Consider the following 17,867-nt stretch of genomic DNA (forward strand, 5'->3'; position numbering starts at 1 on the left):
TCTCCGCCCCCCCGCTCACCGACTCCTACGACGCCATCAACCTCACCAAGCTGCACGAGGTCGCCCGCGCCGACGGCAGGGCGGTGTTCCCGCTGGCCCAGCGCTACGCCAACGCGCTGGGGGCGCTGGTGCTGGCCTGGCTGGCGATGGCGGTGGGGCTGCGGCTGCGCGAGCAGTCGTGGGCCTTCGTGGCGGTGGTGGTGCTGCTGTTCGGCTACTACACGCTGTGGACCCTCTCGGCCAAGTTCGCCGAGTACGACCTGTTCGGCCCCGTGGTGGCGGCCTGGATGCCCAACCTGATCTTCGGGGCGGTGGCCGCCGCGCTGACGCTGAGGTTGCGATGACGCGGCTCGACTTCTACCTCCTGCGCGAGGTCGGCATCTATTTGGTGGGGGCGCTGGCCGCGGTGATCATGGCGCTTTTGGCGGGCGCGCTCTACGAGGTGCTGGCCCCGCTGCTGCAGCGCGGCGCCGACCCGCTGGTGGTGGGGCAGTACCTGGCCTTTAAGCTCCCCGAGCTCGTCGTGCGGGCGCTGCCGCTGGCCTTCTTGTTCGGGCTGCTGCTGGTGTTCTCGAGGCTCGGCGAGGACTCCGAGCTCAAGGCCATGCTGGCGGGGGGCGTGGGCAAGGCGCGGGTGCTGCTGCCGGTGCTGATGTTCGCGGGCGTGCTGTTCATCGTGGGCATGGTGCTGGCCGAGACCCTGGTGCCGCGCGGGCTGCAGAAGGCCAGCAGCGTGCTGCGCGAGGCGGTGGTGCAGAAACCGCGGGCCCTGCTCAGCCCCGGCACCCGCTTCGAGGACGCCTACGGCCGCATCGTCTACGTGGGCGAGGTCAACAGCGACAACAGCATCGGGCAGGTGCGGGTGATCACCGCCGAGGAGATCCTGGTGGCCCCCCGGGGCCGCTTCGAAGGGGGCAGCCTGGTGCTCGACGGCGGGCTGCGCGTGACCTACGGCTCGAGCAAGCCCCGCACCGTGGCGACCTTCGCGCGGGGCACGGTGCCGCTGGTCGAGCTCGGCTTCGACCCGCCGGGCGGCCTCAACAACCTCTCCATCGCCGAGCTGCGCGAGCGGGTGCGGCAGTACCGCAGCCAGGGCTTCTCCTACCAGGCCGAGCTCACCACCCTCTACCGCAAGTTCGCCGAGCCCGCCGCCTCCTTCGCCTTCGCGCTCTTCGCGGTGGGCGTGGCCTTCTTCCTGCTGGGGGGCAGCCGCAGCCTGGGCTTCGTGGGCGTGGCCGTGTTGAGCTTCTTGTATTACGCCACCACCAGCGTGGGCCGGATCATGGGCGAGCAAGGGGTCATCCCCGCGTGGAGCGCCGCCTTCGGCCCCGGCCTGATCTACGCGCTGGCGGGGCTGGTCTTATTGAGGTTCGGACGTCGATGAACTGGCATTCCCCCATCCCCATTCCCCCCCTCAAGGGCCTCGCCGTCGCGGCGCTGTGCTGGGGCCTGGCGCTGGCGCAGGCGGCCACGCTCAAGGTGATCGCCGCCGACCGCCTCGAGATCCGCAACGAGAACGGCGAGGAGCTGGTCATCCTCACCGGCAACCCCGTGCTCATGGAGCGCGACGAGGAGAAGATCGAGGCGCTGCGGGTGGTCTACAACCGCGCCCAGAAGCGGCTGCAGCTCATGGGCAAGGTGCGCTACCAGGACAAGGAGAAGCGCGTCTTGGAGGCCGAGGAGCTCGAGCTCGACACCTCCGACAACAGCCTCGAGGCCATCGAGGTCAAGGTGCGCTCGGGCGACTTCGACCTCACCGGCCCCTACTGCCAGCGCGTGGCGGGCCAGATCCTCTTGCGGCAGGGCTTCGTGACCTCCTGCCTGCGCTGCGGGCAGGCCGTCCCCGACTACGGCTTCCGCGCCAAGGAGGTGCTGCTGCTGCCCGGCGACCGCCTCATCGCCCGCGAGGTGTGGGTGGTGGTGCGCGGGGAGCCGGTGCTGTACCTGCCGGTGATCGGGCTCTTCCTCTCCGAGCGGCGGCCCCGCGTGGACCTGGGCACCGACGTCGAGGGCTTCTTCTTCAACGCCGACCTGCCCTACGTCAACGAGTTCGGCATCGGCTACACCCTGCTGCGCTACACCGAGGCCAGGGGCTGGGGCTTCGGCTTCGACCACTACGGCCTGGGCGCGGCCTACTCACGCTACCAGTTCCTCTACCTGCCCCCCGCCCCCGGCGACCCGCTCAAGCGGCCGCTGTTCCAGTGGAGCCTCGAGTACCGCCTGCAGCAGGAGGAGTACAAGTACGAGTACAAGGTCGAGCGCAAGGACACCGACCCCGGCCGCTACGGCATCACCAGCATCGACGTCAACCTCAGCCGCGACGCCGCCGGCGACCCCGACTTCAAGTTCCGGCTCAAGACCTTCCTCGACGGCTACGCCTGGGACACGCCCTACAACACCGACCAGGTGCTCCCCGAGTTCTCGCTGCTGTTCAACGAGGGGCTCCGGCTGGGCGGCTTCAGCGTGCGGGGGGCCATCACGGCCGGGTACTACGTTGACCGGCTCAACCAGGACAACCGCAGCGCCCGCCGCCTCGACACCAACGGCGACGGGTACATCGGCACCGGCCGGCTCTACGTCCAGCACGCCGAGAACTACACGGCCACCCCCTGGGAGGGGGCGAGCTTCAGCCTCAACAACTTCTTCGAGGGCTGGTACTACACCACGCGCAACCCCCCGCCCGCCGGGGCGACGGAGGGGGAGCTCGAGCGCCTGATCCGCTGGGACACCAGCGCGAGCTTCACCCAGCGGCTGGCCCCCTTCAGCCTCAGCCTCAACTTCGCCAACCGCAGCGTCGAGGGCGAGAGCCCGCTGGCGCGCGAGGCGCGGGTCAACACCCTCTCCCGCACCCTGGGCAGCACCGTGAGCGTGCAGCAGGGCTGGTTCAGCAGCTCGGCCACGCTCAACTACAACTTCGTCGATCGCCGCTTCGACCCCTTCGCGCTCAACCTCGAGCTCAACCCCTCCCCCGTCAACTTCGGCCTGACCTACCGCCGCGACGTCAACGCCGGCTACCCCAGCCCGCAGAACGACATCACCCACCTCGACCTCTCCGCGCGCTTCGGGCTCAACCTCAGCCCCTTCCGCTTCAGCGCCAACGGCAGCTACATCTGGGCCAGCGGCACCCAGGTCGTCGAGCGCTACGGCGACCTCAACCTCGCGCTGGAGTACACCCTGCCCTCGGGCACCGCCCGCCTCACCCACCAGCGCGACCTCAACAACGGCCAGGCCAAGTTCGTGCGCTTCAACTTCTCCTGGTTGGGGGGCTCCGACAGCTACCTCATCGACGAGAACTTCAACTTCAACGGCGTCGCCAGCCGCACCTACGCCCTCGACGGCTTCGTGCAGGGCAAGTGGGGGCCGCACACCCTCAAGCTCGAGCACCGCATCCTCTTCCCCGACCCGTACGTCGGGGAGGCCGAGGACAAGGACGAGGGCAAGGCCGACCTCACCCTCTCCTACGACTACGCCGCCACGCTGCGGGCCGTCCTGCGCACCACCCTGATCCAGGGCCTGGGCTTCGACAACCCGCAGCTCTCGCTGGGCGCGGGCCTGGCCGAGCCGGGGCGCGAGGCGCGGCTGGAGGTCGTCTTCGGCCTGCCCGACTACGACCAGCCCTACTTCTACCTCAGCCGCCTCAACCTGCTGGGGGCGCTGGAGATCCTCCCCGGCCCCAAGGCCCCCGGCGAGTTCGGGCTGAGCCTGCAGGGGGGGCTGCGGCTCGAGCGCATCAACAGCGGCCCCCAGGTCGGCAACTTCTCGGTCGGCCTCAACCAGTTCGGCCCCACCCTGGTCTACATGGGCCAGGAGAACGAGCGCCTGATCTTCGGCCTGTACTACACCCAGGCCTTCACCTGGCGCGACAGCAGCGGCAACCCGCTCATCCTCAAGCCGCTGTTCGTGCTGATCTACGACCGCTGCTGCTGGGCCATGCGCCTGACCATCGACACCCAGGCCCAGAAAGCCAGCCTGGCCTTCCTGCTCGGCGGCGAAGCGGCCGACTTCCTCTTCGACCGCACCGGCATCCGCTGGCCGTGGGACAAGTGATCCGGGGGTCGAACGCCGTATGCCCAGCACGAAACGCAAAACGCAAAACGCGAGACGCAAGACGCTCACTCCCCTCCACCCCCCGGCCAGAGGGTGGGAGTGGGCGGGAAAGCTGAGGACGGCTCTCCGCCGCATCTCACCCCAGACCTCGAGGAGGTATGCGTGTACCGATGGATGACCCTGCTCCTGGCCGCGGCCCTGGCGGCCTGTAGCGGGAGCTACGAGCCCCCGGCGCCTTCCTTCCTGGCCGTGGCCTCGGGGGACCGCGTCGATTTCTACCTCACCACCCGGCTCCGCCCCGACGTGCGCGACGACGGGCAGAGCCCCTTGATCGGCGCGTGGACGGGCCTGCCGCAGGTGCTGGACCTCTACCACAGGCTCAAGCAGAGCGAGCGGCAGAACAACCGCCTGTGGGTGCTGCACGCCGACCGCCTGACGGCCTACAGCACCGACCCCTTCTTCGAGGACGCCGTCCCCGACCCCTCCGCCCTCGACCCGCGCTCCTTCCCCTTCACCGACGGCAACGCCGACAACCCGCAGCCGGTGGACTGCTCGAGGGGCTACCTGCGCTCGAGCCCGCGTTACCTGCTCGCCGTGTGCCCCCCGGCCCCCAACACCGGCGCGCCCTACGCCCTCTACCTCGCCGACTTCAGCGCGGTGCCCCCCGGCGGCGTGCCGGAAAAGCTCATCGGCCCCATCAACGTCCAGGCCAGCCGCGCCGTCTTCACCCTGACGACCGGCAACGCCCTGGTGATCCTCAACGGGGGCGAGAGCCGGCTCGAGCTCCGCCCCGACGCCCAGATGACCGGCACCGAGCCCGGGATCGTTCGCAGCAACACCTACAACGCGCCCTTCTACGAGCCGCGGGACCTGGTCTACGACAGCGCGAGCAACCGCGTCTTCGGCCTGCTCCGCAGCAGCACCGACGCCCTGCTGCTGACCTGGAACCTCAAGGACCCCCCCGTCAACGTCAGCAACCCCGACCCCGACGAGCGCCGCCCCGACCAACTCCTGGCCTCTACGGCCAACGTCTACGCCCTCTCGAGCCAGCGGGGGATCTTCCGCGTGCTCTTCACCAGCGACGCCTTCCGCCTCCTCGACCCCGCGGGCGACGTGGGCCTCGACGGCCTGAGCTACCTCGAGGGCACCCTCGAGGGCGACCGCCTGCTCTACCTCGCCGCCGAAGACCCCGGCGCCGCCCCCGACCAGAAACCCCTCATCGTCGTGCTCAACAGCCAAAAACCCCTCGAAACCCTTCTCCCCTCCGACGTCAAGGTCAACTCCAACCGCTCCGCCCCGCGCATCACCCCCTTCGCCTCGAGGCCGGTGAGCATGGCCGTGTTCCCCGTGCAGGAACGCCAGCCTGCGGCTCGATAGCCGTCAGCGTTCAGCTAGGAGCCGTCAGCCGCCGCCGTCGAGGGCCAAGGCATCTCGCGTAGGACGTACGACGTAGGACGTAGGACACGCGTCTTGCGTTTTGCGTTTTGCGTCTCGCGTAGGACGTACGACGTACGACGTAGGACGTACGACGCCCGCCCCGCCCCGGCCATCACCCACCGCCGTATATTTGACCCATGGAACTTCACCACGTCGGCATCGCCGTCAGCGACCTCGAGGCCGCCGCCCGGCCGTACTACGCCCTGGGGTACGAGCTCGAGGCCAAGGACACCGTCGAGAGCCAGGGCGTGAGCGTGTACATGCTCAGGAGCGGCCACAGCCGCCTCGAGCTGCTCGCCCCCACCCGGCCCGACAGCCCCATCGGCAAGTTCCTCGACAAGCGCGGGCCGGGGGTCCATCACCTGGCCTTCGCGACGGGCGACATCCGGGGGGAGCTCGAGCGCCTGGCCGGGGAGGGCACGCCCCTCATCGACGCGGCGCCGCGCCCCGGCTTCGGGGGGCACCTGGTGGCCTTCGTCCACCCCAAGTGGTCGGGCGGGGTGCTGGTCGAGCTCGTCGAGGCGGCGCATTGAACCGCGCCTACTTGCTGCTGGCGGGGCTGCACATGGCCCTGATCTTCTGGTTCTCCGCCCAGCCCGGGGAGAGCGTGGGCATCCCGCCGCCGTGGGACAAGCTGGTGCACGCGGGGGTCTACGGGCTGCTGGGCTACTTGCTGGTGCAGGGGACCGGGCGCCCCTTCTTCGCCTGGTCGCTGAGCGTGCTCTACGGGCTCAGCGACGAGGTGCACCAGCTCTTCGTGCCGGGGCGGGTCTTCGACCTGGGCGACTGGCTGGCCGACGCCGGCGGCGCGGGGGCGGTGGTGCTGGCGTGGGGCCTGCTCTCGCGCCGGAGGGTTCGCCTGCAGCGGTAGGCCCTGTGGCACACTGGGGGCATGAAAGCCCTGGGTGCGGTCGGTCTGACGGTGGCGCTCGGGCTGGGGCTGACCCAGACCTCGAGCTGGAAAACTTTAGCCCCCCTGAGCGAGGCCCGCCAGGAGGTCGGGGTGGCCGCGGCCGGGGGCAGGGTCTACGTGGCCGGGGGCTTCACCGCCGGCGGGGCCACCACCAACGCCTTGGAGGCCTACGACCCCGCCGCCAACCGCTGGCAGCGCCTCGAGCCCCTGCCCGTCGCAGTCAACCACCCGGGGATGGCCGCGGCCGGGGGCAGGCTCTACGTGCTGGGCGGCTACCAGGGGCCCGGGCTGGGGCGGCCCACGGCGGCGGTGCAGGTCTTCGACCCGGCCACCGGGCGCTGGGGCCAGCGCAGCCCCATGCCCAGCGCCCGCGGCGGGCTGATCGCGGTGGAGCTGGGGGGTAAGATCTACGCCCTGGGCGGCGCGGCCGCGGGATCGGTGGGCGACTTCGCGGTCTACGACCCGGCCGCCGACCGCTGGAGCGAGCTCCCGCCCATGCCCACCCCCCGCGACCACCTGGCGGCCGGGGTCATCGGCGGCAAGATCTACGCCGTGGGCGGGCGCAACCGGCAGAGCTTCACGCTCGACGCGCTCGAGGTCTACGACCCCGCCGCCCGGCGCTGGAGCCGGCTGCCGCCCATGCCCACCGGGCGCTCGGGCCACGCCGCCGCCGCCGTGGGCGAGTGCCTCTACGTCTTCGGCGGGGAGGGCAACCGCGCCGCCCAGGGCGGGGTTTTCGCCGAGGTGGAGGCCTACAACGCCCGGACCAACGCCTGGAAGGCGCTCAGCCCCATGCCCGCCCCGCGCCACGGCATCATGGCCGCGGTCTGGGACGGGAAGATCTACCTCCCCGGCGGGGCCGACGTGCAGGGGTTGGGCGCGGTGAGCACCCACGACGCCTTCGACCCGCCGGGTTGCTGAGCGCCCGCCCCGCGCCCCGGCCTACTCCGACTTCTCCGCCTGCCTGCGCCGCAGCAGCCGCGGCAGGCCCATCAGCACGCCGAAGAGCGCCCCGGCCAGCAGGACCAGGTAGACGTACTTCTCGAGGTCGGGGATCAGGCGCCCGACGTAGTAGGCCAGCAGGGTCAGGCCCTGGGTCCACAGCAGGCTCGAGAAGAACGTCAGCGCCACGAAGCGCGGCCAGGGGATGCGGGTGGCCCCGGCCACGAAGGGCACCAGCGCCCGCACCACCGGCACCCAGGGCGCGATGAAGATCGCCAGCACCCCGAAGCGGCGGAACAGGGCGTAGGCCTTCTCCAGCTCCTCGCGCCGGACGCGGCGCTCGAGCGCCGGCCCCAGGCGCAGGCCCCACCAGTAGCCCAGGTTGTTGCCCAGGAAGGAGCCCACGAAGAGGGCCGCCAGGGCCAGGGGCAGGCTGATCTTGTGCGCGGCGGCCAGCAGGCCCACCGCGATCAACAGGCTGTCGCCGGGCAGGGCGAAGCCCACCAGAAAGCCGGTTTCGACGAGTACGATGGCGAAAATACCGGGGTACGAGACCGAAAGGACGAGGCGCTCGAGGTCCATCCGGCCCAAACTAACCGATATCGCGCGCGCTCACAAGGAGCCCCGCCCCCTGCCACAGGCTCACCGGGGCGGGTAGACGGGCAGCTCGAGCACCCGCCCCCGCGCGCTGCGGCTGGCGGCGTACAGCAGGGTCTGGCCGATCTCGGCCGGGTCGATCCAGGTGGTGGGGTCGGCGCCCGGCATGTCGCGGCGGTTGGCCGGGGTGTCCACGGTGCCCATGGGGTAGAGCACCGCCACCCGGATGTTGGTGCCCTTGAGCTCGGCGTCGAGCGAGCGCAGGAAGGCCGCCACCGCGCTCTTGGCCGCGGTGTACAGCGCCATGCCCGGCCCCGCGCCGCGCCAGGCGGCCCCGGCGGAGATCCCGGCGATGAAGCCGTCGTTCTGCTCGAGCAGCACCGGCAGCACGGCCCGCGTGGCGTAGAACAGCGTGCGCACGTTGAGGTCGAACATGCGGTCGTAGAGGGCGGGGTCGCTCTCGGCCACCTTGCCCCCGCTGAAGCCGCCCGCCGTGTGGATGAGCCCGTCGAGGCGGCCCATCTGCTGGCGCACCTGGCTGACGAGGGTCTGCACCTGCTCGTGCTTGCTCAAGTCGGCGGCGAAGGCCCCGCCCCCGAGGGCCCGGGCCCGCTCCTGCACGTACTCGAGCTGCCGGTCCACCAGCGCCAGCCGGGCCCCGGCCGCGGCGAACGCGTCGGCGATGGAGGCGGCGATCGCGCCCCCGCCGCCGGTCAGGAGGTATACCTTGCCCGCAACGTCGCTCATACGCACCTCCCCCGAACCTTAACGCCCCCGCCGGCTAGCGAAGGTTTTCCAGCACACGCCGGGTGGCCGGGGACTTGTTGAGGGTGTAGAAGTGGATGCCGGGGGCCCCGGCGGCCAACAGCTCGGCGGCCTGCTTCGTCGCGTGCTCGACCCCTACCTCGAGCACCCCCTGCGGGTCGTCGGCCACGCTCTCCAGGCGCGAGAGCAGGGGGCCGGGGATGCTGGCGCCGCACAGGTCCATGAACTTGCGCACCTGGGCCAGGTTGGTGACGGGCATGAGGCCGGGCAGGATGGGCACGGTGACCCCCGCCCGGCGGGCGCGCTCGACGAAGCCGAAGTAGAGCGCGTTGTTGAAGAAGAGCTGGGTGATGACGAAGTCGAGGCCGGCGTCCACCTTGCGCCGCAGGTTCTGCAGGTCGGCCTCGAGGCTCACGCTCTCGGGGTGCCCCTCGGGGTAGGCCGCCCCGCCCAGGGCGAAGCGGTCGCCCTGCCGCTCGCGCACGAAGGCCACGAGCTCGTTGGCGTAGCGGAAGCCGCCCTCGGCCGGCACGAAGGCCGTGGCCCCCTTGGGCGGGTCGCCGCGCAGGGCCAGCACGTTGTCGGTGCAGGTGGCGAGCTCTTCGAGCAGGGCGGCGATCTCCTCGCGGCTCGAGCCCGCGCAGGTGAGGTGGGCCAGCGGCTCCAACCCCAGCTCCCGGATGCGCCGCACCCACTCCACCGTGCGCTTGCGGGTGGAGCCGCCCGCGCCGTAGGTGATCGAGACGAAGCCCGGGGAGAGCGGGCGCAGCTCGGCGATGGTCTGGAAGAGTTGCTGCTCGCCCTCGGGGGTCTTGGGCGGGAAGAATTCGAAGGAAAAGACGGGCTGGGTGGCTCGGAGTAGGGCGGAAATCTTCATGCGCGGACTCCAGTCTATAGGCTTTGGTATACCCTGGGGCAACACGCCAGCGCTCCCGGTCGCTTGTGGGCGCGGTGAGCCCGGGAAAACACCCCGCAGTCCTCTACAACAAAACCCCGCCGTGTGATACACTCGGAAGGCTTGTGTTTAGCCGCCCCCCTTGGCGGCCACAAAAACCCGACCCAACCGCTACGGAGGAAGTATGGAGTACCGGCTCAAGGCCCAGACCCGTGGGAACGAAAACCTCAACGCCCTGCGTGACGCAGGCAAGCTGCCCGGCGTGCTGTACAACAAGAGCGAGAACCGCAAGGTCGTCGTGGACCTGCGCGACTTCAACAAAGTTTTCCTGCAGGCGGGCATCCACCACGTCATCACCCTCGAGCTCGACGGCCAGGCCGTCGATACCCTGGTGCGCCAGGTCAACCTCGACCCCCGCCGCCGCCGCCCCAACCACGTCGATTTCTACGCCCTGAGCGACGAGCCGGTGCAGATGTGGGTCCCGGTCAAGGTCGTGGGCACCGCCCAAGGGGTGCGCCTGGGCGGCGTGCTGCAGCTCGTCAACGCCGACGTCCAGGTCAAGGTGAGCCCCAAGGCCATCCCCGAGTTCATCGAGGTGGACGTGAGCGAGCTCAACATCGGCGACAGCATCCACATGGACGAGCTCAAGCTGCCCGAGGGCGTCAAGCTGGCGACGAACCCCAAGGACACCGTGGTCTCCATCGTGCCCCCCGTCGATGCCGAGAAGGAGCTGGCCGCCGAGGCCGCCGCCCCCACCGAGGTCGAGGTCATCAAGAAGGGCAAGACCGAGGAAGAGTAAGCCCGACGCCCGGCGCCTAACGTCGAACGCCCCAACGGGTCTTTGGCGTTAGGCGCTTAGCGTTTGGCGCACCAGGTTCGGACTATGTTCCTCATCGTCGGACAGGGCAACCCGGGGCTGCAGTACGCCCGCACCAAGCACAACGTGGGCTTCATGGTGCTCGACCGCCTGGCCCCGCCCGCATCCTACCGCCTCAAGGGCAACGCCCTCGTCGCCGAGCTGGCGGTGGGCGAGGAGAAGGGCTGGCTGGTCAAGCCCACCACCTTCTACAACGCCACCGGCGAGGCAGTCGCCCCCATCGCCCGCTTCTACAAGATCCCGCCCGGGCGCATCCTGGTGATCCACGACGAGCTCGACCTGCCGCCCGGCCGCCTGCGCTTCAAGGCGGGCGGGGGCAACGCCGGCAACTACGGCCTCGAGTCCATCCACAAGCACCTGGGCACCAGCGCCTTCCACCGCCTGCGCGTCGGCATCGGCAAGCCCCCCACCCCCGAGGAAGGGGCCGGCTGGGTGCTCAGCGGCTTCCGCCCCGAGCTCGCCCCGGTGATGGAGAAGGTGCTCGAGGCCGCCGCCCAGCTCGCCCGCGACTGGGTGAGCGAGCCCCCCGAAAAGCTCCAGCAGAAGTACAACGGCCTGAATTTCGCGCCAGACACCCCTCGAGCCCAGTGAGCAGGGGCGTACCGTTCGTAGCCCGTGGTTTGTCGAGGGTCGAGGGCCAAGGCGCTTTGTGTCCCGCGTATTGCGTCTTGCGTAGGACGTACGACGCAGGACACGCGTTTTGCCTTCGGCTATGGGCTATAAGCTATCGGCCACCGGCCCTCACTGCAAGAACGTGACCTCGAGGACGTACACGTCGCTGTTGCCCTCCTGCTGCACCTTCACGCGCACCAGCCGGATGCCCCGCTGGTAGACGCCCTGCCAGGTCCGGTTCTGCCCCTCGACCTCGTAACGGTTGCGGGCCCAGCCGGCGTCTTCGATCTGGTCAACGAAGAAGTTGTAGACCATCCGCACGTTCACGCCCTCCACCCGGAAGCGCACCCGGCTGTTGCCGTTGCCGAACTCGCGCTTGTCGAGGGTGCGGCTGCGGGGGTAGGTCGGGATGCGGAGCACCTCGTTGGCGTACTCGCCGCCGTAGTTCTGGGGGGCAGGGGTAGGAGCAGGCCCGAACGGAGGCCGCCCACCGGTCATGGGGGCACAACCGCCGACCACAAGCCCCGCCACGAGAAGGGAAAGGACGAAGAGTCGTTTCACGCCCAAAGGGTACGAGCGCCTCTTTTGGAAACCATGAGAAGGCCCTAAACGCCGTGAAGGGCCGGAGGAGCGGGTTCAAGGAGGCACGTGGCCTGTGGTTTGTCGAAGGCCGAGGGTCTAGAGTCGAGGGCCGAGGCGTTTTGCGTTTTGCGTCTCGCGTTTGGCGTACGACGTAGGACGTACGGCGTACGACGCAGAGCACGACCCACACCCACGCCTAACCCACGATACCCAGCCCCACCTCACCTCAACTTGAACTCCTCCACGTCGTACGCCACGTTGACCTGGCTGGGCACCTGGGCGAACTGCTCGACGGAGAAGTTGGGGTCGTAGGAGAAGCCGATGACCTGGGCGTAGTAGGTCGCCCCCGCCTCGAGCGACAGGCCGGTGAAGCTCTCCTCGTTGTCGGTGGAGGCGGCCCGGGCGAGCTCGTTGCCCGCGGCGTCGTAGAGGCCGGCGAGGTAGATCTCGGCCCCGGGCACGGCGCGCCAGCGCAGGCCGACCTGGGAGGTCGCGCTGTTCTGGACGTTCTGGATCTGGGGCACCTCGAGCCGCTTCGTCGCGTCCACGCTGACCTCCGAGCGCAGCGTCTTGCCGTCGATGACGGCCTCGGCGACGTAGTTCCCGCTCACCAGGGGCACGTCCTCGGCCCCCGTGAAGCTCCAGTACCCCTCGCCGGGCGTGACCTCGGCGACCTCGAACTCCATCGCCTGGCCCTTGTTCCAGCCCGCCGGGCCGCGCACCACCACCTTCACGTCCTGCTTGTAGGCGGGCTCGAGGGCGGGCACGTAGAAGCTGGTGAGCACGAAGCTGCCCGCCGCCTGCTGGCCGTCGGCGTTGATGGTGCCCATGCTCAGGGCCAGGCCGACGGGGGCGCGGGCCGGGGTCTGGGCGGTCACCACCAGCGAGGCCGCGCCGGCCGCCAGCGCCAACAGGGTGCGCGTGAGGGTTTTGTTCATGATGGGCGAGTATAGCAGCCCCGGGCGGCGGGAATGGTAACGGCCTTCCGGGGCAACGTGTATCATCATCATCGTGAGGCAATTGCACATCTTACTCATCGCCGGGGGAAAGTCGGGCGAGCACGAGGTTTCCCTCTCCTCCGCCCGCGGCGTGCTCGCCGCCATGCCCCACCCCACCACCCTGGCCGTGATCGCCAAGGACGGGAAGTGGCTTTTGGGCGAGGCGGCGCGGCGGGCGCTCGAGGCCGGCGTGGCCGAGCAGGGCGAGCACCCCTTCCCGCCCCCCGTCCCCTGGCACGGCTTCGACGCGGCCTTTCCCCTGCTGCACGGGCGCTGGGGCGAGGACGGCACCATCCAGGGCTTCTTCGAGTTCCTGGGGCTGCCCTACGTGGGGGCCGGGGTCGCGGCCTCGGCGGTGTGCATGGACAAGGACCTCTGCAAGCGGGTGCTGCAGCAGGCCGGGATCCCGGTGGTCCCCTGGGTGACCTTCTACCACGGCGAGAGCACCCCCGAGCCGCACTTCCGCCCCCCCTACTTCGTAAAGCCCGCCAACACCGGCTCCTCGGTGGGGGTGAGCAAGGTGCGGGCCGACCAGGACGGGCAGTCGGCGCTCGAGGAGGCCTTCCGCTGGGACCACAAGGCCCTGGTGGAGATGGGCCTCGAGGGCGTGCGCGAGCTCGAGGTCGCCCTGCTGGGCAACATCCACGCCGAAGCCAGCGTGGTCGGCGAGATCACCTACGCCTCGGAGTTCTACGACTACGAGACCAAGTACACCGAAGGCCGCGCCCAGTTGCACATCCCGGCCCCCATCCCCGCCGAGCTCTCCCGGCGCATCCGCGAACTCGCCGTCGAGGCCTACCGGGTGCTGGGCGTGCGGGGCCTGGCCCGCGTGGACTTCTTCCTGGCCGAAGGCGGCACGCTCTACCTCAACGAGCTCAACACCATGCCCGGCTTCACCCCCACCAGCATGTACCCCAAGCTCTGGCAGGCCTCCGGGCTCGCCTACCCCGAGCTGCTCGACCGGCTGGTGCGGCTGGCGCTGGGGTGAGCGGCACGAGGGAGAAATGGCCCCGCAGGCCGGGTTATACTCACCTCGCTATGAAGATCGTGCGTTTCAACGAAGGCCTTTGGGGCGTGCTCGAGGGCGAGACCATCCACGAGACCGACATGCCCGGTGGCAACCCCACCGGGCGCGTGTTTGACCTGGGCTCGGTGCGGCTGCGCGCGCCCGTGGCGCCCAGCAAGATCGTGTGCGTGGGCCGCAACTACCTCGACCACATCCGCGAGATGGGCAACGACACCGGCGACTTGCCCAAGGAGCCCGGCCTCTTCCTCAAGGGCCTCAACACCCTCGCCGACCCCGCCAACCCGGCCCGGCCCCACGACTCCGGCGACGCGGTGCCCTACCCCGCCTTCACCAAGTCGCTGCACTACGAGGGCGAGCTCGCGGTCGTCATCGGCGACCGCATGAAGGACGTTGCGGAGGAGGACGCGCTCGAGCACGTCTTCGGCTACACCTGCGCCCTCGACGTGACCGCGCGCGACGTGCAGCGCACCGACTTGCAGTGGGTGCGGGCGAAGTCCTCCGACAAGTTCCTGCCCATCGGGCCGTGGGTCGTCACCAGCCTCGAGCCCCAGAACACCGTGCTGCGCACCTACGTCAACGGCGAGCTGCGCCAGGAGGCCCACACCAGCCTGATGATCTTCCCCGTCGCCAAGGTGCTCTCCTACATCAGCCAGTTCATGACCCTCGAGCCCGGCGACGTGGTGCTCACCGGCACCCCCGAGGGCGTGGGCGAGCTCAAGCCCGGCGACCAGGTGGAAGTAGCCATCGAGGGCATCGGCGCCCTCCACACCCGCGTCGCGTAAGCCCGTGCACACCGGGGGCTCACCCGTTTCGTGAGAAATTGGTATACCCTGGGGCATGGTTCGGGAACCTTTTAACACCTACTCCCACGCCGCCGGCGCGGTGCTCGCGCTGCTGGGCACGGTGGTCCTGCTGCTGGTGTCGGGCGGCGAGACCGCCAAGGTCGTCGGGGCGCTGGTCTTCGGGGCCTCGATGGTGCTGATGTACACCAGCAGCACGCTCTACCACGCGCTCAAGGTCCCCGAGCGGGCCCTGCTGGCCCTGCGCAAGCTCGACCACGCCGCGATCTTCTTGTTCATCGCCGGCAGCTACACCCCGGTGGTGCTCAGCGCCCTCGAGCCCTCCCTGCGCCCGGTGCTGCTGGGCCTGGTGTGGGGGCTGGCGGCGCTGGGCATCGGCCTGAAGATCTTCACCCTCAAGATCCCGCGCTGGCTCAACACCCTCACCTACGTGGGCCTGGGCTGGCTGGCGGTCTTCTTCCTCCCCAAGCTCTCCCTGAGCCCCTGGGCGCTGGCCTGGCTGATCCTGGGCGGCCTCGCCTACAGCATAGGCGCCATCACCTACGCCACCAAGTGGCCCAACCCCTGGCCCCAGCGCGTAGGCTTCCACGGCCTGTGGCACCTGTGGGTGCTGCTGGGGAGCGTGGGGATGTACCTGTTGGTGCTCACGCTGTACCTGGACTGATCAGGAAGCGGGAAGCCCTCAGCTATCCGCCTTCAGCCGTCAGCGGAAGGCTTGTGGTTCACCCCTCCCCAACCCTACCCGCGCGCGGGTAGGGTTTATCCCCCCCGGCCCCCCTTGCTAAGGGGGGGTAAAGAGCGTTTGGCGTTTTGCGTTTCGCGTTTTGCGTACGACGCAGGACGTACGACGTACGACCCGCACCCGGCGTTTGGCGTTTAGCTATCGGCTATCAGCTATCGGCATTCAGCACCCCGCATCCCAACTAACACCCGCCTAACGCCCCCTCCCCTAACCTCCTGGAGTCGCCCCGACCGGGCGCCCATTCGGAGGTTTGGTTCATGCGAAGAAGTCTATTCCTGCCGCTCTTTGTCCTCGCCCTTGCCGCCTGCACCCCGCCCAAGGAGGCCGGGGACGCGCCCCAGATCAAGTCCTTCGCGGCCAGCCCGCAGCACCTCGAGGCCCCCGGCAGCGCCACGCTGAGCTGGGACGTAGAGGGCGCCCAGAGCCTGAGCCTCGAGCCCGGCATCGGCCCGGTGAGCGGCAGCAGCAAGGCGGTGAGCGTGGGGGCGACCACCACCTACACCCTCACCGCCAAGAACGCCAAGGGCGAGGTCACCGCCCGGACCACCGTCACCGTGGGCGGCGGCACCGACCCCGACACCCGCGCCCCCAAGCCGCTCGACGTGAGCATCGAGCTCGACAGCGGCCGCGCGGCCAGCGCCACCATCCCCGCCGCCGGCGGCAGCCTGGAGGCCACCGCCGCCGACGGCACCCGCTTCACCCTCACCGTCCCCGAGGGCGCGCTGCTGAGCGCCCAGGCCGTCACCATGACCCCCATCGCCAAGGTCAACGGCCTGCCCCTCAGCGGCGGCTACGTGGGCGCGGTGCACCTCGAGCCCGAGGGGCTGGAGTTCCTCGAGCCCGTCACCCTGAAGATCGAGGCCGCCAAGCCCTTCGACGCGGCCAAGCTCAAGGGCTTCAACTCCCACGAAACGGGCCAGGAGTTCTACCTGCAAGGCCGCAAGGTCGAGGGCCAGACCGTCACCCTCGAGCTCATGCACTTCTCCAACCCCGGCGCGGCGGTGGCCACCGAGACGGACCTGAGCGACCTGCTGGTGCCGCTGGTGCCTACCGACCCCCGCGACCGCTTCGAGCACGACCTGGGGCTCGACCTCACCGACGCCTCCAAGGTGGCCGGGCGCTACTACCAGCGGGTGAAGGGGCTGCTCGAGGCCGCCCTCACCGACGAGACCAGGATCCGGCGGGCCATCCGCGAGTTCCTCGCCTGGCGCAAGGAGGTCAGCCGCCTGGGGCTCGACGAGGCCTTCAAGGCCCAGATCTACGAGGGCTGGAGCCTCATCGCCAAGGCCATCGAGAACGCGGTCGAGAAGGCCTACACCGCCTGCGTGGTCAACGAGGACATCACCTTCGTCAGCGAAATCCTGGGCTGGGTGTCGTGGGTCAAGCGCAACCCCCGGCTCAAGCCCTACTTCGAGGGCAAGCTCGAGGCCTTCGAGGCCAAGGCCGAAAAATGCGCCTCCTTCGAGCTGGAGTTCGAGTTCATCCTCACCCAGCGCACCGCCACCCCCAGCGGCATGGGCTACAACATCTCCGACATCACCTCCGGCCACCACGTCACGGCCAAGGTGCCCTTCAGCTACTCCGCCCAGTACTCCATGCTGGTGGGCCAGGGCCCGCTGCAGACCCTCAAGTTCACCGCCAGCGGCTACACCGGCTACTTCGGCCCGCCCCGCGACCCCGACTGCCCCTCGGTCAAGGCCGGGAAGGACGAGACCTTCGCCGACGTGGTGGTGGCCGAGAGCGTCAACGGCAAGAGCGAGATGTACATCAACCTGCTCGGCGACCTCGAGGACCCCAACAAGACCCACTCCTACATGACCCTGGTCCTCAACCCGGCGGTCGCCCTGCAGACCTTCATCCTCACCTGCGACCACGGCACCTTCGAGGTCGGCGGCGCCGACGGGCACGGGGGCTGGGCCCCGCTCTTCCCCCCCCTGCACGGCTACGACCTCTACAAGCGGGAGTGGTGGAAGGTGGACCTAGAGTTCGAAGGCCAGAAGGCCGAGTACAGCGACACCATCCGCTACGCCGGCCCCCACCCCCTGATGCCCGACACCGACGTCATCTTCGAGGCCAGCGGCGGCACCAAGCTCGTCGTGCGCCACACCCCCAAGTAAGCTGGGCCCGCTATCCCATGAACCGGCCCCCGCGGGGGCCGGTTTTGGCTTCGCGCCGGTAAAGTGCAAATGCGCCACGTGAAGCGGTGCCGGGTGATAGCGTGCGGGAGGAGGAGCGCGCCCGCCCTTGATCGCCACCGCCGACCGCCTGAGCTTCCACTCCCGCCTCGCCGCCTGGCGTGAGCGGGGCTACCTCTTCTACGTCAGCCTCGAGGTCGGCGCGGTGCTCGACGCCGACGACGTCTACATCATCTACGCCTACCTCGACGGGCGGCACATGGACTCGGGGATCGGCGCCTCGCTGGCGGTGGCGGTGGAGGACGTGGTGCGCAAGCTCGAGCGGCTCGAGGCGTTGGCAGGCGATGGCGGGTAGCTGGACATGTCGTACGTCCTGCGTCGTACGTCGTACGTCGTACGCAATACGCAAGACGCATTGTCACCCCCCTTAGCAAGGGGGGTTAGGGGGGATAAACCTTCCCCGCGCGCGGGGAGGGAAGGGGAGGGGCCCACCACGAG

19 protein-coding genes are annotated in these 17,867 nt (G+C 69.7%); 14 read left to right on the forward strand and 5 right to left on the reverse strand.

Features of this window, described 5'->3' with window-relative positions; all coding sequences use genetic code 11:
• The 7 genes from Mterra_RS09995 to Mterra_RS10025 all read left to right on the forward strand — a co-directional run.
• Positions 1 to 344 (forward strand): LptF/LptG family permease (locus Mterra_RS09995; protein ID WP_119315073.1); only part of this gene is annotated, 344 nt, incomplete at its 5' end.
• The gene (locus Mterra_RS10000) at positions 341 to 1,384 is read left to right on the forward strand and encodes an LptF/LptG family permease (protein ID WP_119315074.1); all 1,044 of its coding nucleotides are present in this window, start codon (positions 341 to 343) and stop codon (positions 1,382 to 1,384) included. The genes Mterra_RS09995 and Mterra_RS10000, both read left to right, overlap by 4 nt.
• On the forward strand, positions 1,381 to 4,047 hold the full coding sequence (locus Mterra_RS10005; RefSeq protein ID WP_119315075.1) for an LPS-assembly protein LptD: 2,667 nt from the start codon (positions 1,381 to 1,383) through the stop codon (positions 4,045 to 4,047). The genes Mterra_RS10000 and Mterra_RS10005 overlap by 4 nt, the downstream gene beginning before the upstream one ends.
• Before the next feature lie 162 nt (positions 4,048 to 4,209).
• Positions 4,210 to 5,424: a hypothetical protein gene (locus Mterra_RS10010; RefSeq protein WP_147372665.1), complete on the forward strand. Its 1,215-nt coding sequence runs from the start codon at positions 4,210 to 4,212 to the stop codon at positions 5,422 to 5,424.
• Positions 5,425 to 5,621: 197 nt separating this feature from the next.
• Positions 5,622 to 6,017 carry a methylmalonyl-CoA epimerase gene (gene mce, locus Mterra_RS10015; RefSeq protein WP_119315077.1) on the forward strand — a complete coding sequence of 132 codons (396 nt, stop codon included), beginning with the start codon at positions 5,622 to 5,624 and terminating at the stop codon, positions 6,015 to 6,017.
• Entirely contained in the window at positions 6,014 to 6,355 is a 342-nt protein-coding gene (locus Mterra_RS10020) for a VanZ family protein (protein WP_119315078.1), read from the forward strand. Before mce ends, Mterra_RS10020 begins: the two co-directional genes overlap by 4 nt.
• A 21-nt stretch (positions 6,356 to 6,376) precedes the next feature.
• Positions 6,377 to 7,318: a Kelch repeat-containing protein gene (locus Mterra_RS10025; protein ID WP_119315079.1), complete on the forward strand. Its 942-nt coding sequence runs from the start codon at positions 6,377 to 6,379 to the stop codon at positions 7,316 to 7,318.
• A 21-nt stretch (positions 7,319 to 7,339) separates the two neighbouring features.
• On the opposite strand, the gene Mterra_RS10030 is transcribed toward Mterra_RS10025, so the two are convergent.
• From Mterra_RS10030 to metF, 3 genes are read right to left on the reverse strand one after another with little or no spacing between them, the layout of a single operon-like run.
• Positions 7,340 to 7,921, reverse strand: a complete 582-nt coding sequence (locus tag Mterra_RS10030; RefSeq protein WP_119315080.1) for a DedA family protein — start codon at positions 7,919 to 7,921, stop codon at positions 7,340 to 7,342.
• Between the two features lie 60 nt (positions 7,922 to 7,981).
• Positions 7,982 to 8,683 carry an SDR family oxidoreductase gene (locus Mterra_RS10035; protein ID WP_119315081.1) on the reverse strand — a complete coding sequence of 234 codons (702 nt, stop codon included), beginning with the start codon at positions 8,681 to 8,683 and terminating at the stop codon, positions 7,982 to 7,984.
• 34 nt (positions 8,684 to 8,717) lie between these two features.
• A complete protein-coding gene (metF, locus tag Mterra_RS10040) occupies positions 8,718 to 9,578 on the reverse strand; it encodes a methylenetetrahydrofolate reductase [NAD(P)H] (RefSeq protein WP_119315082.1) in 861 nt (286 codons plus the stop codon).
• A 202-nt stretch (positions 9,579 to 9,780) separates the two neighbouring features.
• On the opposite strand from metF, the gene Mterra_RS10045 reads away from it, so the two are divergent.
• Both Mterra_RS10045 and pth read left to right on the forward strand, forming a co-directional pair.
• Complete coding sequence (locus Mterra_RS10045; RefSeq protein ID WP_119315083.1) at positions 9,781 to 10,395, forward strand: 50S ribosomal protein L25; 615 nt, start codon at positions 9,781 to 9,783, stop codon at positions 10,393 to 10,395.
• A gap of 84 nt (positions 10,396 to 10,479) precedes the next feature.
• On the forward strand, positions 10,480 to 11,064 hold the full coding sequence (gene pth, locus Mterra_RS10050) for an aminoacyl-tRNA hydrolase (RefSeq protein WP_119315084.1): 585 nt from the start codon (positions 10,480 to 10,482) through the stop codon (positions 11,062 to 11,064).
• 150 nt (positions 11,065 to 11,214) lie between these two features.
• Here the strand turns inward: pth and Mterra_RS10055 are convergent, their stop codons facing one another.
• Both Mterra_RS10055 and Mterra_RS10060 read right to left on the reverse strand, forming a co-directional pair.
• On the reverse strand, positions 11,215 to 11,646 hold the full coding sequence (locus Mterra_RS10055) for a hypothetical protein (RefSeq protein ID WP_147372667.1): 432 nt from the start codon (positions 11,644 to 11,646) through the stop codon (positions 11,215 to 11,217).
• 242 nt (positions 11,647 to 11,888) lie between these two features.
• Positions 11,889 to 12,605 (reverse strand): hypothetical protein, encoded by a 717-nt coding sequence (locus tag Mterra_RS10060; protein WP_119315086.1) that lies wholly within the window; start codon positions 12,603 to 12,605, stop codon positions 11,889 to 11,891.
• Positions 12,606 to 12,687: 82 nt separating this feature from the next.
• Between Mterra_RS10060 and Mterra_RS10065 the strand changes: the two genes are divergently transcribed.
• From Mterra_RS10065 to Mterra_RS10085, 5 genes are all read left to right on the forward strand, one after another.
• Positions 12,688 to 13,653: a D-alanine--D-alanine ligase family protein gene (locus Mterra_RS10065; RefSeq protein ID WP_119315087.1), complete on the forward strand. Its 966-nt coding sequence runs from the start codon at positions 12,688 to 12,690 to the stop codon at positions 13,651 to 13,653.
• A gap of 50 nt (positions 13,654 to 13,703) precedes the next feature.
• The gene (locus Mterra_RS10070; protein ID WP_119315088.1) at positions 13,704 to 14,474 is read left to right on the forward strand and encodes a fumarylacetoacetate hydrolase family protein; all 771 of its coding nucleotides are present in this window, start codon (positions 13,704 to 13,706) and stop codon (positions 14,472 to 14,474) included.
• Positions 14,475 to 14,529: 55 nt separating this feature from the next.
• A complete protein-coding gene (gene trhA, locus Mterra_RS10075) occupies positions 14,530 to 15,156 on the forward strand; it encodes a PAQR family membrane homeostasis protein TrhA (RefSeq protein WP_119315089.1) in 627 nt (208 codons plus the stop codon).
• Positions 15,157 to 15,491: 335 nt separating this feature from the next.
• On the forward strand, positions 15,492 to 17,351 hold the full coding sequence (locus Mterra_RS10080; protein ID WP_119315090.1) for a COG1470 family protein: 1,860 nt from the start codon (positions 15,492 to 15,494) through the stop codon (positions 17,349 to 17,351).
• Positions 17,352 to 17,478: 127 nt separating this feature from the next.
• Positions 17,479 to 17,724, forward strand: a complete 246-nt coding sequence (locus tag Mterra_RS10085; RefSeq protein ID WP_119315091.1) for a hypothetical protein — start codon at positions 17,479 to 17,481, stop codon at positions 17,722 to 17,724.
• The last annotated feature ends 143 nt before the right edge of the window (positions 17,725 to 17,867 follow it).

Source organism: Calidithermus terrae (genome assembly GCF_003574345.1).
Taxonomy (GTDB): Bacteria; Deinococcota; Deinococci; order Deinococcales; family Thermaceae; genus Calidithermus; species Calidithermus chliarophilus.